The following is a 12,699-nucleotide window of genomic DNA, read 5'->3' on the forward strand; positions in this document are numbered from 1 at the left end:
AGCGCCCCATGCTGGACAAGACCGAGACGAAGTTCTCGCACGTCAAACCCGGTGACACGCATTTCGTCGGCGGCGGACTGCGTGATTTCTTCCTCTACCGCGACCTCGGCGTGGCCGAGGCCACCAACGGCAAGGTGATCGCGCACCTGGTCAAGGCCAACATGGCACCGGAAGCGGGCACGGGCTGGCACCGGCACGAGGCGGACTTCCAGATCGTGATCATGGTCAAGGGCTGGGCCCGCTTCATGTACGAGGACAAGGAGACGCTGGTGGAGGCGGGCGACGTGGTGCACCAGCGCCCGGGAATCCGCCACTACCTGTTCGACTACTCGCCCGACATGGAGTACCTGGAGATCGTCTCCCCGGCGGACTTCAAGAGCGTGGACGTGGAGCCGGCGGCAGAGATTCCGGCGCCCACGCCATGGCCTCAGACCTGAAACACCTGGATCTTCAGGACTTCGTGAACCTACAGCAGCCAGGCGCGACAATGCGCCCATGGCTCCCAACCCCACGCCCCCTTCGGACGCGCAGCTTCCGCCGCTGAACCGCCAGTTCGTCGCCCACTTCGGCGAGATGGGCAGCCGCTGGGGCATCAACCGCACAGTCGGCCAGATCTATGCGCTGATCTTCCTGTCGGCCCGGCCGGTCAACGCCGACGAGATCGCCGAGCTGCTCGAGTTTTCCCGCTCCAACGTCAGCATGGGCCTGAAGGAGCTGCAGGCCTGGCGACTGGTGCGCCTGCGTCACCTGCCCGGCGACCGGCGTGAATACTTCGAGGCGCCTCAGGACGTCTGGGAAATCTTCCGCGTGCTGGTGGAGGAGCGCCGCCGCCGCGAGATCGAGCCCACGCTGACCATGTTGCGCAGCGCTTTGCTCGAGACGCCCACCAGTGCGGAAGAGCGCCACGCCCAGCAGCGGATGCGCGAGATGCACGACCTGATCGATCGGCTGCTGAAGTGGTTGGACGACGTGCAGCGCCTGGCGCCCGAGACGGCGATGCAGTTGATGGGAATGGGCGCCGCGGTGACCCGCGTGCTGGGCCTGAAGGACCGTCTGACGGGCAGCGCGCCACCTTCGCCGACCGGCCGCAAGGCGCCCGCTCCGAACGCGCGCCGCAAGGGCTGAGCGCCTCGGCGGCACGTGCCGCTTGTCCATGGATGGGCCGGCCCTTCGCCGGCAAGCCTGGGCGAGAAAGACTAAGATCGACCGGTGACTTCCATCCTCAATGCCGACCTGCACTGCCATTCCGTGGTGTCCGACGGCACGCTCACACCCGAGGAACTGGCGGCACGCGCGGCGGCCAACGGCGTGGAGCTGTGGTCGCTCACCGACCATGACGAAATCGGCGGCCAGCATCGCGCCGCGGCGGCCGCCAAGGCCAACGGCATGAGGTACCTGACCGGCACCGAGATCTCGGTCACCTTCGCCGACGAGACCGTCCACATCGTGGGCCTGGGCTTCGATCCCGATGACGCGGCCATGAAGCAGGGGCTTTACGACACCCGCGGCGGACGCGGGCGCCGTGCGGAAGAAATGTCGGAGGGCCTGGCAAAGGTCGGCATCAAGGGTGCCTACGAAGGCGCGCTCAGGTTCGTGGGCAATCCGGAGCTGATCTCGCGCACCCACTTCGCGCGATTCCTGGTGGAAGGCGGCCACTGCCGCGACACCAACGAGGTGTTCCGCAAGTACCTCACCGAAGGCAAGCCCGGCTACGTGCCGCACCGCTGGGCCTCGCTCAAGGATGCGATCAGCTGGATCCAGGACGCGGGCGGCCTGGCCGTCATCGCGCACCCGGGGCGCTACAAGTTCACCGCCAACGAAGAGTACGCGCTCTTCCTCGAATTCAAGGCCCACGGCGGCCGCGCCATCGAGGTGGTGACCGGCAGCCACAGCCCGCCCGAATACCAGGAATATGCCGAGAAGGCCCTGGAGTTCGGCTTTGCCGCTTCACGCGGCAGCGACTTCCACAGTCCCGACGAAAGCCATTGCGACCTGGGCAAGCTGCCCTGGCTGCCGGGCAACCTGCAGCCGGTGTGGGAACTGCTGGAGAACCGGGTCCGGTGAGCACCGCACGGCCGCCCGAAGGGGCCAGATGAGCTCCATCACGCCCGTGCCGCGTGGCACGCGTGACCTCGAATCCGAACGTGTGCTCGCCGGCATTGGCCTGCTGCTGCTGGCCACCGGCTGCTTCGCCACGCTGGACACCGCCACCAAGGTCTCGACCGCCGTCGTGCCGGTGATGATGGGCGTGTGGTTCCGCTACACCTTCCAGGCCGTGGCCTCGGCCGCGGTGCTGCTGCCGCGGCACGGGTTGTCTGTGCTGCGCACGGCGCATCCCAAGTACCAGATCCTGCGCGGCACGCTGCTGCTGGGCTCCAGCGTGTTCGCCTTCCTGAGCCTTCGCTACATGCCGATGGCGGAGTTCACCGCCATCGTGCTGGTGGTGCCGCTGGTGGTCACGCTGCTGGCCGCCACCACGCTCAAGGAGCACGTCTCGCCCCTGCGCTGGAGCCTGACCATCGGCGGCTTCGTGGGCACGATGATCGTGCTGCGCCCGGGCGGCGACGCCTTCAGCTGGGCCTCGCTGCTGCCGCTGGGGCTGGTGTTCACCAACGCCTGGTTCCAGGTGCTCACCAGCAAGCTGGTGCAGACCGAGAACCCGCTGACCATGAACTTCTACAGCGGCTGGGTGGGCACGCTCATCGCCTCGGTGGCCCTGCCCTTCGTCTGGACCTCCCTGCCCTCCTGGCACTGGTGGGCGCTGCTGTGCCTCATGGGCTTCATGGGCACGGTGGGCCACCTGATCCTGATCCTGGCCTTCCAGCGCGCGCCGGCCTCCACCCTCACGCCCTACCTCTACGCCCAGATCGCCTTCGCCATGCTGGGTGGCTGGCTGGTGTTCTCGCGCGTGCCGGACTTCATCTCGCTGGTGGGCATCGGCCTGATCGCGGTGTGCGGCGCCGCGGGGGCCTGGCTCACGGTGAAGGAACGGCGCGTGCCCATCGAGCCGGCCGAGTCGTAGACTGCTGCACTTCAGATCATGGCCCAGTACTTCGAAGTCCACCCCGACAACCCGCAGCAGCGCCTGCTCAAGCAGGCCGCGGCGCTGCTGGCCCGCGGCGAGATCCTGGCGGTGCCCACCGACTCCAGCTACGCGCTGGCCTGCCACCTGGACGACAAGGACGCGGTCGACGAGCTGCGCCGCATCCGCCGCGTGGACGAGAAGCACCACCTCACCCTGCTGTGCCGCGACCTGAGCGAGCTGGCCAACTACGCACGGGTGGACAACAAGCAGTACCGCCTGCTGAAGTCCGCCACGCCGGGGCCCTACACCTTCATCCTGGAAGCCACCAAGGAAGTGCCGCGCCGGGTGAGCCACCCGCAGCGCAAGACCATCGGCCTGCGCGTGCCCGACCACGCGGTGCTGCGCGAGCTGCTGATGCTGCACGGCGAGGCCCTGCTGGCCACCACGCTGATTCCGCCGGGCGAGACCGACGCCCTCAACGATGCGGAGGAAATCCGCGAGCGCTTCGAGAAGCAGGTGGGCGGGGTGATCGATGCGGGCGCCTGCCCGTCCGAGCCCACCACGGTGGTCGATCTCACGCCCATGGGCGACGGCGGCGAGCCGGTGGTGGTGCGGCAGGGGCGTGGTCCGCTGGGTCCGCTGGGCCTCTAGCAATGGCATCAGCGCCCGTTAAGGGCGCGCAGGCGGCGCTCTGAGACAATGAACGCGTGGATATCAATCAACTCGTCCAAACCGTCCTCATCTACGCCCTGCCGGTGGTCTTCGCGATCACCATCCATGAGGCAGCCCACGGCTACGCGGCCCGCTATTTCGGCGACAACACTGCGTGGGCACTGGGCCGGGTGACGCTCAACCCGCTCAAGCACATCGACCCCATCGGCACCATCGCGATGCCGCTGCTGCTGTACTTCGCCACCTCGGGCGCCTTCCTGTTCGGCTATGCCAAGCCGGTGCCGGTGAATTTCGGGCGGCTCAGGCACCCCAAGCGCGACATGGTGTGGGTGGCGCTTGCCGGGCCGGCTTCCAACTTTGTCCAGGCCATCTTCTGGGCGCTGCTGCTGGTGGGCCTGCTGGCCGCCGGCATCAACGAGACCTTCTTCATCAAGATGTGCCAGGCCGGCGTGCTGGTCAACCTGGTGATGTGGGCCTTCAACCTCTTCCCGCTGCCCCCGCTGGACGGCGGCCGCGTACTCGCGGGCCTGCTGCCACGCGGCGGTGCGCAGGAGCTGCTGGCGCGCATCGAGCCCTACGGCTTCTTCATCGTCATGGCGCTGGTCATCGCCGGCGTGGTGGGCACCTGGTGGCTGCGTCCGCTCATGGATTTCGGCTACCAGGCCATCAACCTTCTCCTGACTCCCTTTGCCGCGCTGCTGCGCTGAGCTCTTCGACATGGCTTCGTCTTCTCCCAAAGTCACCCGCTACCTCACCGGCATCACCACCACCGGCACGCCGCACCTGGGCAACTACGTGGGCTCGGTGCGCCCGTCGGTGCAGGCCAGCCTGCGCGACGACGTCCAGAGCTTCTACTTCCTGGCCGACTACCACGCGCTCATCAAGTGCGACGAGCCGGCGCGCATCCAGCGCTCCACGCTGGAGATCGCCGCCACCTGGCTGGCCAGCGGGCTCGATCCGCAGCGCGTGACCTTCTACCGCCAATCCGACATCCCCGAGATTCCCGAGCTGACTTGGCTGCTGACCTGCGTGAGCGCCAAGGGCATGCTCAACCGCGCGCACGCCTACAAGGCGGCGGTGGACAAGAACGTGGCCCGCGGCGAAGACCCGGACGGCGACGTGAGCGCGGGCCTGTTCATGTACCCGGTGCTGATGGCCGCGGACATCGTGATGTTCAACGCGCACAAGGTGCCGGTGGGCCGCGACCAGGCCCAGCACCTGGAGATGACGCGCGACATCGCGCAGCGCTTCAACCACCTCTACGGCGAGCACTTCACGCTGCCCGAGGCCGAGATCGACGACGCGGTGGCGCTCCTGCCCGGGCTGGACGGCCGCAAGATGAGCAAGAGCTACGACAACACCATCCCGCTGTTCGCGCCGCGCGCGCAGCTGCAGAAGCTCATCGCCGGCATCGTGACCGACTCGCGTGCGCCGGGAGAGCCTAAGGACACCGAAGGCTCGGCCCTGTTCCAGATCTACCAGGCCTTCGCCAGCGAGGAAGAAACCGCGGCCCTGCGCCGCGCCTTTGCCGAAGGCATCGCCTGGGGCGAGGCCAAGCAGATGCTGTTCGAGCGCATCGACCGCGAAATCGCGCCCAAGCGCGAGCGCTACGAGGCGCTCATCGCCGATCCTTCCCAGATCGAGGCCATTCTGCTGGCCGGCGCGGAGAAGGCGCGTGAAATATCACGTCCTTTCATGTCGCGTCTGCGACACGCCGTGGGCCTGCGCAGCCTGGCCACGGGTGCAAAAGCTGCCACTACCAAGCCGGCAAAGGTAAGCAAATCCAGCAAGGCGGGCTTCAAACAGTATCGGGAGCGAGACGGATTGTTTTACTTCAAGCTCCAGGATGAACAAGGAAGTACGCTTTTGCAGAGCCTCGGCTTCCAGACGCCTCAAGAAGCGGGCCGCATTATTGGCGCCCTGCAACAATCCCCTCAGGAATTCGTGAATTCCTACGCGAAGTTTCTGGAACCCATCGACAATCAAGAGGCGCTGACTGCAGTAAAAGTGCTGGAAGCGCTCGCCAATCCAAGTGGCGATGAGTAAAGGGATAGGAAGCGCCTCGCGCCCTACAAGAAAAGCAAGACCGGGTTCCGCCCATTTCGGCGCACGGAATAGAACTGAACAAGCATGAGCATTTACGTTATCGACGATCACCCCCTGATGCGCGATGCCATCGTGATGGTGCTGCGCCGCCTGCGTCCGGCCGAGAACATCGTCGAACTCGAACGGCTGGACCGCCTGGCCGCCGCGGTGCGCCAGCACGGCACGCCCGACCTCTTCTGCCTGGACCTCAAGCTGCCCGACACGACCGGCGTCTCCGGCGTCCTGGCCGTCAAGAACAGCTACCCCGGCATCCCGATCGCGGTGTACTCCGCCTCGCCGGCCGCCGACATGGAAGAGGCCTGCATCGAAGCCGGTGCCGACATCTACATCGAGAAATCGGCCGGCTCGACCGAACTCACGGCTGCCCTGCGCGGCCTGCTGTCGGCCGACGACGAGCGCGAGGAAGTCGCGCCGGCCAACAGCGGCAAGCTGTCCAAGCGCCAGACGCAGCTGATCGCCATGCTCGACAAGGGCATGAGCAACCGCGAGATCGCCACCCAACTGGAGATCAGCGAGCACACCGTGAAGGTGCACCTGTGGCGCCTGTTCCGCCGGCTGGGCGTGAAGAGCCGCACGCAGGCGCTGCACCACGCGCGCAACCACGGCCTGCTGCTGAGCAGCAGCACCTGAGGCGGATCCCGCCCAAGCAGGAACGCCCGCCGATGGCGCGCGTTCTTGTTTTGGCGTGGTGCGCGCCCTAGCCCACTGCGCCGGAGATCCGCGCCTGCGCCTGCGCTTCGTCCGCGTCGTGCAACGCCACCCGGAACACGCTGCCGCGCCCGAGACGAGACCGCACGCTCACCGGGTGCCCCAGCGCGTGCGACAGCCGCGCCACGATCGCCAGACCCAGGCCGAAGCCGTCGGAAGTGCCCGCATGGTCGGCCACCTTGTAGAACTCCAAAAACACGTCGCGCAGGTGCTCGCGCGCGATGCCGATGCCGGTGTCCCACACCTCCACCCGCAGGCCCTCGGCGGTCTGGCGCGAGGCGATCAGCACGCCGCCTTCCGGCGTGTACTTGATGGCGTTGGCGATCAGGTTGCCGATCATGCGGCGCACGCGGATCGGGTCGGTGAGCACCGTGCCCGAGCGCGCATGCACGCGGAAGTTCAGGCCCTTGGCCTCGGCCACCGGGCGGTACTGCAGTTCCAGGTCGTGCAGCAGTTGCTTCACGTCCACCCGCTCGATGTGCAGGCGCACCTGGCCCGAGTCGATGCGTGCCAGGTCGAAGAGTGAATCGAAGAGCGCGTTCACCGCATGGGTGGCGCGCACGATCTTGGGCGCGATGTCCTGCACCAGTTCCGGCTCATTGCGCAGCCAGTCGGCATAGAGCGACAGCGCCAGCACCGGCTGGCGCATGTCGTGCGCGGCGCTGGCCAGGAAGCGGTTCTTCATCGCCACGGCGGCCACCGCCGCCTGGCGCTGCTGGGTGAGCGAGTTGATCAGGATGTGGTTGTGATAGAGCAGCTCGAAGCTGTTGCGCGCGGTCTCGTGGATGCGCCGGCCGGCGCGCAGCAGCATCCACCAGTGCAACAGCGGCAGCGCCAGGAAGCCGTAGTTGAAGTGCGGATTGCTCAGGTCCATCTGCATCACGCGCAGGGCCACGCAAGCCAGCATGGTGACGAAGAGCGTGTTGACGTAGCGGTGCAGCAGCGGCGGATGCAGCGACAGGCCGTTGAGCGGGAAGGTGGCCACGCCCGCCACGATGAGCCAGCTCATGAACTGGTTCATGAGCGGCGTGCGCTCGAAGAAGATCAGGACCGACAGCCCCCAGACGAAGGCGCTGGCGCTCCACAGCGGGTGGTAGCGCTCCATGAAGCGCTGCTGCGACGCCGAGTCGCGCGCCGCGTACTGGCTCGCATACACGCGCTCGCCCCACACGCGAAATCCCGTCGCCACGGCGCCAAGCCCGAGCCACACGAACAGCTGCCAGGCCGGCACGTGCCCCCAGCTGAGGGCAATCATGGCCGGCATCAGCGCGGCTGCAAGCAGGTAGGAGCCGCGCGCGGCCCGCATCAGGCTGCGGATGAGCTCGCCGCGAACCCACGGCTCGGCTTCGTCCGCCGTCGCGGGCGCGGGCGTCAGGCTGGCGAAGGAGGAATTGCCGAGGCCGGCGAACGCAGAACTTCCGCGCACGTTCAGCCGCCCGACGCCGGTTGGCCGGCCGGGGTGGCGGCCTGCGTCTGCTGGCGCCCCTTCCAGGCCGAGTCGTCCATCACCAGGCGGAAGCCCAGGTGCGACATGCTGGTGTAGGGGTCGGTGCCACGCCGCGCGCTGGGCCGATAGCTCATGCAGTAGTCCTCGTTGCAAAGGAAGGAGCCGCCGCGCGTCACGCGCTTGGGCGCATTGACGGGCACGCCCGGCTCGCTGGGATCGAAACTGTCCTGCGGGCCGGGCGGGTTGTCGGCCGGCTTGCCGATCGCGGCCTCGCGCCTGAACTGGTCGGCCCGGTACCAGTCGGCCACCCATTGCCAGGCGTTGCCGGTCATGTCGTAGAGGCCGTAGCCGTTGGCCGGGAAGGTGCCGGCCGGGCTGGTGCCGATGGCACCGCCCGCCTTGGCGCTCACCACGGGGAACTGCCGCTGCTGCTGCCCTTGCCACACGTTGGCCATCTGCTGCTTGCCCGGCGTGAATTCCTCGCCCCAGGTGTAGGTGGCCTGCTCCAGGCCGCCGCGCGCAGCGAATTCCCATTCGGCCTCGGTGGGCAGGCGCTTGCCGGCCCACTTGGCATAGGCGAGCGCATCGGCGTAGCTGACCTGCACGACCGGATGCTCGTCCTTTCCTTCGATGCTGCTGCCGGGACCTTGCGGGTGGCGCCAGTCGGCACCGGGCACGTAGCGCCACCAGCGGCTGAAGTCGCTGTAGTCGACCACGGCGGGCGTGCCGACGAAGACCATGGCGCTGGCCACCATGGCGCTGTCCGGCGGACGCGGCGTGCCGGGCATCACCTGGACCTTGATGGTTTCCCAATCGGGCGGCAGTTCGGCCGTGGTGCGGTAGCCGGTGGCCTCGACGAAGCGGCGGAACTGCGCGTTGGTCACGTGCTGGCGGTCCATCCAGAAGCCCTTCACCTGGGCCTGGTGCGCTGGCTTTTCGTTGGCCTGCGCGAGTTTGCTGTCGCTGCCCATGAGGAAGTTGCCGCCTGGCACCCAGGCCATGCCTTCGGGGCCGGTGCGGCCATCGCCGATGCGCTGCTGCGATGCCTTGCCGGTGGCACCACCGCCACCCAGCCACACGACGCCGCCATAGCCGGCCGCTGCGCAGGCCACCACGGCAACACCCGCCAGCAGCAGGCGCCGTCCGGAAGATGCCGACGCCGACGCCGGCGCGGCGGCGGCCGGCGCCTTGGCGCGTGATTCCACCTTGCTGGCGCTTGAACGTGACTTGCCTCGACTCATGCCCGGACTGTAGCAAGAGCGAGGCACTCTGAGCACTGGCGAAAGCACTCGTGGGCATTGGAGAGTCTTGACACACCCGTCGATCGGATAAATACTAAACCCAATGGTTAAGTTAAAGGCCTCCGACGATGAAGCTGCCGCCGAACTGGACCGCGTGTTCGCCGCGCTGTCCGACCGCACGCGGCGCGACGTCCTGCGCGCGCTGGGCGAAGGCGAGCAAAGCGTGTCCGAGCTGGCCCAGCCGCACGGCATGTCGCTGCCGGGGTTCATGAAGCACCTGCGGGTGCTGGAGGAAGCCGGCCTCATCGCCCGGGCGAAGGAAGGGCGCGTGGTTCGCTGCGAGCTTTCCGCGCAGCCCCTGCAGGAGGCCGCCGTGTGGTTGTCGCGCTATGAGAAGTTCTGGACCGAGCGCTTCGATGCGCTGGGTCGCTACCTCTACCACCAGAAGGAGTTGTCCGCATGGCCCACGAAGCCGCCAGCGCCGCCCGCGAGCGACCCTCGCTCCGAATCCAGCGGCACTACGACGAAGTCACGCCCGAGCAGGTCTGGCAAGCCTGGACCGACCCGAAAGCGCTGAGCGTCTGGTTCGGCCCCGGAGAGGACAACTCGGTGCTCCATGCTCGCACCGACGTACGCGTCGGCGGTGGCTTCTGTGTGGCCTTCAGGCTGCAGAACGGCGACGAGCACGAGGTCAGCGGCACCTATCGCGAGGTAGTCCCGGCACGCAAGCTGGTCTTCACCTGGACGTGGCGAAGCACGCCCGAGCGCGAGTCGCTGGTGACCGTGCGGCTCGCGCCCACGGCCAGCGGAACGCAGATGGAGTTCCTGCACGAGCAGTTCTCCGACCAGGACGAGCGTGACAGCCACGAAGGCGGATGGCTTCCCACCATCGACAAGCTCGGCTGCTTCGTCGCGCCCCAGGCGCACTTCCCTCCCACTGAAAGGACGACCCCATGAACATGCGTATCGACATGAACCATCCGGTGGTATCCCGCACCGAATGGATCGAGGCCAGCCGCCGGCTGGTGGAACGCGAGAAGGAGCTCACCCGCGCGCACGACCGCCTGGCGGAGCAGCGGCGCGAACTGCCCTGGGTGCGCATCGACAAGGACTACCGCTTCCAGACGCACCAGGGCGAGAAGGCGCTGCTGGACCTGTTCGGCGACAGCGAGCAGCTGCTGGTCTATCACTTCATGCTCGCGCCCGGCCAGGACCAGGGCTGCGTCGGCTGCTCCTTCGTGCTCGACCACATCGACGGCGTGGTCGTGCACCTGCGCAACCACGGCGTGCAGGTGGTGGCGGCGTCGCGCGCGCCGCTGGACGAGATCTCGCGCTACCAGCTGCGCATGGGCTGGGGCATACCGTGGGTGTCCTCCGGCGGAAGCGACTTCAACTACGACTTCAACGTCTCGTTCAGACCCGAGCAGGTTGCGGCCGGCGAGGTGGACTACAACTTCAAGCGCCAGGTGCCATGGGGAGAGGAGGCCTCGGGCCTGAGCGCCTTCATCCGCAACGCGCAGGGCGAGGTCTTCCACACCTACTCCTCCTTCGGGCGTGGAGGCGAGGTGCTGCTGCCGGCCTACGCCCTGCTCGACATGACGCCACTGGGCCGCCGCGAACCGTCCGAGGGCGCGAAGATGAGCAGCTGGGTGAAGCGCCACGACGAGTACCAGCACGAACCCGGCGCGGCACCATCGCACGGCTGCTGCCACTGAGGAAGTCGCCATGCAAAAGATCACGCCCTTCCTCTGGTTCGACGACAACGCCGAGGAGGCCGTCGCCTTCTACCGCACACTCTTCAAGGATTCGTGCGTCGACAGCGTCATGCCCGGGTCCGGCGGCAAGGCCATGGGCCTGTCTTTCACGCTGGAAGGCCAGTCCTTCATGGCCTTGAACGGCGGCCCCGTCTACCAGCTCACGCCCGCCTTCTCGATGTACGTGAACTGCGAGACCCAGGAAGAGGTCGACCGCTACTGGTCGGCACTTGGCGAGGGCGGCAAGGAGCAGCGTTGCGGCTGGCTCGTGGACCGGTTCGGCCTGTCGTGGCAAATCATTCCCAAATCCCTCAGCGCAATGTTGCAGGACAGCGACTGCGTCCGTGCCGCCCGAGTAATGCAAGCGATGATGACCATGGGCAGGATCGACATCGCCGCGCTGCAAGCCGCATTCGACGGCGCCTGATCCCGTCCGCCACGCTCGTCGGCTGCTCAGTGCAGCCGGCAGAAGGGCCTGCCCTCGACATCCGCCCAGATGCAGGCGCGAATCCACGCCACGATGAGGCGCTGGTCGGGCGCAAGGGGAATCGACTGCAGGCGTATCAGCATGATCGGCCCTCCGGTCCTTGCGCCGAACGCTCCAGCATGCGATGCACCCGGTAGCCAAGCAAATACCAGAAGTAGGCCTCTGCCTCGCCGGGAACCCGGAGCCTTGAACCGTTGACCGGGGAAACGCATTCGTAGCAATAGCGCCAGCCCAGCTCATTCGCTTCTTCTTCCCAGTTGTTGGTCCGGTTCATGGCTTTTCTCCACGCGGGGGAATCCCGTGTGCAAGGTATAGATCTGGCGCAGGACGAAAGGCAGCGGCGCGCTGCCGCATGTTTCGTCAGCCGCAGCCGCAAGCGCTTGTCCGCCATCGGGGTGTCGGCGGGCGTCGGAATGCGCTGACACGCGCCAGCGGCTGGGGCGTGGAGGGCTCCTCCTCGGGGGAAGGTCGGGGCGGCTCCGTCGGCTGGGGGTTGGGGTCGTCCTGCCCAGGCACGGGCTCCGGCGGCGGCTCGTCGCTGCCCGGTTGGCGCGGGCGCGAAGCCGCCTCAGTCTGGCGCAGATTCAACGGCTTGGCCCCCGAGCGCCATGCGGCCCTTGAGCGTGATGCACAGCACCTGGGCAGTCCTGTGCAGGTGGGCGCCGCGCTCCAGCGTTTCCACCGGGGGAATGAGCGCTTCCACGAGCTCTGCCGCGCGCAGCACGCGCAGGCGATCGATGTCGGCTGGCGCATAGAACGCCGCGGGCAAATCCATGTCGGCCAGCTGCTTGAGCAGTTCCATGGGCACGGCTCGGTCTCCTTCTTTCAATGGGTCTTTTGCGTGAACCCATGCTGCTTCCATCCACCCGCCCGCGCAACCTTGTCCCTCTTTGCGGGTATGACTTGCACGCCACCATCTGGCGTAAGCTTCGGCCTTGCCCTTGGGGCAGAGGATGGGATCTTGGACGAAGACAACAACAAGCAACAGCCGCAACAAGCCGGCGACGCGCAGCCTGCGCTGCCGCCCGGCTGGAAGCTGGAGCTTGCCCTCGGGCCCGACGCGTCGGGCCAACTCGGAGGCGTGGCCGAACTGTGGGACGGCCAGGTGATGCGCTGTCGGCTGGTGCTCACCCGCTACGGACAAGACCGTGCGGCCGCCATCGCACGTGTGAATGCGCGCGTCGAATACTGGCTGTCGGAGTGGCTCGCGCGCCCGCACTCGGGCGACACGCAGTTCAGCGATATCCAGTAGTCCAACC

The 12,699-nt window shown here is 67.3% G+C and carries 17 protein-coding genes; 13 read left to right on the forward strand and 4 right to left on the reverse strand.

Annotated features, from left to right (window positions below; genetic code table 11):
• Nucleotides 1-8 precede the first annotated feature (8 nt).
• From BM345_RS02940 to BM345_RS02975, 8 genes are all read left to right on the forward strand, one after another.
• Entirely contained in the window at nucleotides 9-437 is a 429-nt protein-coding gene (locus tag BM345_RS02940; protein WP_093376202.1) for a cupin domain-containing protein, read from the forward strand.
• A 58-nt stretch (nucleotides 438-495) separates the two neighbouring features.
• Nucleotides 496-1,125, forward strand: coding sequence for a GbsR/MarR family transcriptional regulator (locus BM345_RS02945; protein WP_093375405.1), 630 nt, complete (start codon nucleotides 496-498; stop codon nucleotides 1,123-1,125).
• Between the two features lie 84 nt (nucleotides 1,126-1,209).
• Nucleotides 1,210-2,064: a 3',5'-nucleoside bisphosphate phosphatase gene (locus BM345_RS02950; RefSeq protein ID WP_093375407.1), complete on the forward strand. Its 855-nt coding sequence runs from the start codon at nucleotides 1,210-1,212 to the stop codon at nucleotides 2,062-2,064.
• 28 nt (nucleotides 2,065-2,092) lie between these two features.
• Nucleotides 2,093-3,022 carry a DMT family transporter gene (locus BM345_RS02955; RefSeq protein WP_093375409.1) on the forward strand — a complete coding sequence of 310 codons (930 nt, stop codon included), beginning with the start codon at nucleotides 2,093-2,095 and terminating at the stop codon, nucleotides 3,020-3,022.
• Between the two features lie 18 nt (nucleotides 3,023-3,040).
• Nucleotides 3,041-3,676, forward strand: a complete 636-nt coding sequence (locus BM345_RS02960) for an L-threonylcarbamoyladenylate synthase (protein ID WP_093375411.1) — start codon at nucleotides 3,041-3,043, stop codon at nucleotides 3,674-3,676.
• 56 nt (nucleotides 3,677-3,732) lie between these two features.
• Nucleotides 3,733-4,404 carry a site-2 protease family protein gene (locus BM345_RS02965; protein ID WP_093375413.1) on the forward strand — a complete coding sequence of 224 codons (672 nt, stop codon included), beginning with the start codon at nucleotides 3,733-3,735 and terminating at the stop codon, nucleotides 4,402-4,404.
• A 10-nt stretch (nucleotides 4,405-4,414) separates the two neighbouring features.
• Nucleotides 4,415-5,743, forward strand: coding sequence for a tryptophan--tRNA ligase (locus BM345_RS02970; RefSeq protein ID WP_093376204.1), 1,329 nt, complete (start codon nucleotides 4,415-4,417; stop codon nucleotides 5,741-5,743).
• 84 nt (nucleotides 5,744-5,827) lie between these two features.
• Nucleotides 5,828-6,433: a response regulator transcription factor gene (locus BM345_RS02975; protein ID WP_093375415.1), complete on the forward strand. Its 606-nt coding sequence runs from the start codon at nucleotides 5,828-5,830 to the stop codon at nucleotides 6,431-6,433.
• A 67-nt stretch (nucleotides 6,434-6,500) separates the two neighbouring features.
• On the opposite strand, the gene BM345_RS02980 is transcribed toward BM345_RS02975, so the two are convergent.
• Complete coding sequence (locus tag BM345_RS02980) at nucleotides 6,501-7,937, reverse strand: surface-behavior sensor histidine kinase ShkS (RefSeq protein WP_093375417.1); 1,437 nt, start codon at nucleotides 7,935-7,937, stop codon at nucleotides 6,501-6,503.
• 2 nt (nucleotides 7,938-7,939) lie between these two features.
• Nucleotides 7,940-9,199 carry a formylglycine-generating enzyme family protein gene (locus tag BM345_RS02985; RefSeq protein WP_175544888.1) on the reverse strand — a complete coding sequence of 420 codons (1,260 nt, stop codon included), beginning with the start codon at nucleotides 9,197-9,199 and terminating at the stop codon, nucleotides 7,940-7,942.
• Nucleotides 9,200-9,302: 103 nt separating this feature from the next.
• On the opposite strand from BM345_RS02985, the gene BM345_RS02990 reads away from it, so the two are divergent.
• From BM345_RS02990 to BM345_RS03005, 4 genes are read left to right on the forward strand one after another with little or no spacing between them, the layout of a single operon-like run.
• A complete protein-coding gene (locus BM345_RS02990) occupies nucleotides 9,303-9,776 on the forward strand; it encodes an ArsR/SmtB family transcription factor (protein WP_093375419.1) in 474 nt (157 codons plus the stop codon).
• A complete protein-coding gene (locus BM345_RS02995; protein ID WP_139237455.1) occupies nucleotides 9,659-10,156 on the forward strand; it encodes an SRPBCC family protein in 498 nt (165 codons plus the stop codon). Before BM345_RS02990 ends, BM345_RS02995 begins: the two co-directional genes overlap by 118 nt.
• Nucleotides 10,153-10,914: a DUF899 domain-containing protein gene (locus tag BM345_RS03000; protein ID WP_368086470.1), complete on the forward strand. Its 762-nt coding sequence runs from the start codon at nucleotides 10,153-10,155 to the stop codon at nucleotides 10,912-10,914. The genes BM345_RS02995 and BM345_RS03000 overlap by 4 nt, the downstream gene beginning before the upstream one ends.
• A 10-nt stretch (nucleotides 10,915-10,924) precedes the next feature.
• Complete coding sequence (locus BM345_RS03005; protein WP_093375421.1) at nucleotides 10,925-11,380, forward strand: VOC family protein; 456 nt, start codon at nucleotides 10,925-10,927, stop codon at nucleotides 11,378-11,380.
• Between the two features lie 136 nt (nucleotides 11,381-11,516).
• On the opposite strand, the gene BM345_RS29605 is transcribed toward BM345_RS03005, so the two are convergent.
• On the reverse strand, nucleotides 11,517-11,714 hold the full coding sequence (locus tag BM345_RS29605) for a hypothetical protein (RefSeq protein WP_139237456.1): 198 nt from the start codon (nucleotides 11,712-11,714) through the stop codon (nucleotides 11,517-11,519).
• Between the two features lie 294 nt (nucleotides 11,715-12,008).
• A complete protein-coding gene (locus BM345_RS03010; RefSeq protein ID WP_254789545.1) occupies nucleotides 12,009-12,242 on the reverse strand; it encodes a hypothetical protein in 234 nt (77 codons plus the stop codon).
• A gap of 159 nt (nucleotides 12,243-12,401) precedes the next feature.
• Here BM345_RS03010 and BM345_RS03015 point away from each other — a divergent pair, with 159 nt between their 5' ends.
• Nucleotides 12,402-12,692, forward strand: coding sequence for a hypothetical protein (locus tag BM345_RS03015; RefSeq protein ID WP_093375425.1), 291 nt, complete (start codon nucleotides 12,402-12,404; stop codon nucleotides 12,690-12,692).
• The last annotated feature ends 7 nt before the right edge of the window (nucleotides 12,693-12,699 follow it).

Origin of the sequence: Variovorax sp. OV329 (genome assembly GCF_900114785.1) — a bacterium.
In the GTDB taxonomy this organism is placed as follows: Bacteria; Pseudomonadota; Gammaproteobacteria; order Burkholderiales; family Burkholderiaceae_C; genus Variovorax.

Bases quoted from the DNA above. Each gene is read 5' to 3' on its own strand.
- BM345_RS02945 (WP_093375405.1), top strand. From the start codon at position 496: ATGGCTCCCAACCCCACGCCCCCTTCGGACGCGCAGCTTCCGCCGCTG.
- BM345_RS02985 (WP_175544888.1), bottom strand. From the start codon at position 9,199: ATGAGTCGAGGCAAGTCACGTTCAAGCGCCAGCAAGGTGGAATCACGC.
- BM345_RS03010 (WP_254789545.1), bottom strand. From the start codon at position 12,242: ATGGAACTGCTCAAGCAGCTGGCCGACATGGATTTGCCCGCGGCGTTC.
- BM345_RS02990 (WP_093375419.1), top strand. From the start codon at position 9,303: ATGGTTAAGTTAAAGGCCTCCGACGATGAAGCTGCCGCCGAACTGGAC.
- BM345_RS02960 (WP_093375411.1), top strand. From the start codon at position 3,041: ATGGCCCAGTACTTCGAAGTCCACCCCGACAACCCGCAGCAGCGCCTG.
- BM345_RS03000 (WP_368086470.1), top strand. From the start codon at position 10,153: ATGAACATGCGTATCGACATGAACCATCCGGTGGTATCCCGCACCGAA.
- BM345_RS02975 (WP_093375415.1), top strand. From the start codon at position 5,828: ATGAGCATTTACGTTATCGACGATCACCCCCTGATGCGCGATGCCATC.
- BM345_RS02940 (WP_093376202.1), top strand. From the start codon at position 9: ATGCTGGACAAGACCGAGACGAAGTTCTCGCACGTCAAACCCGGTGAC.
- BM345_RS29605 (WP_139237456.1), bottom strand. From the start codon at position 11,714: ATGAACCGGACCAACAACTGGGAAGAAGAAGCGAATGAGCTGGGCTGG.
- BM345_RS02995 (WP_139237455.1), top strand. From the start codon at position 9,659: ATGGCCCACGAAGCCGCCAGCGCCGCCCGCGAGCGACCCTCGCTCCGA.
- BM345_RS03005 (WP_093375421.1), top strand. From the start codon at position 10,925: ATGCAAAAGATCACGCCCTTCCTCTGGTTCGACGACAACGCCGAGGAG.
- BM345_RS02955 (WP_093375409.1), top strand. From the start codon at position 2,093: ATGAGCTCCATCACGCCCGTGCCGCGTGGCACGCGTGACCTCGAATCC.
- BM345_RS02970 (WP_093376204.1), top strand. From the start codon at position 4,415: ATGGCTTCGTCTTCTCCCAAAGTCACCCGCTACCTCACCGGCATCACC.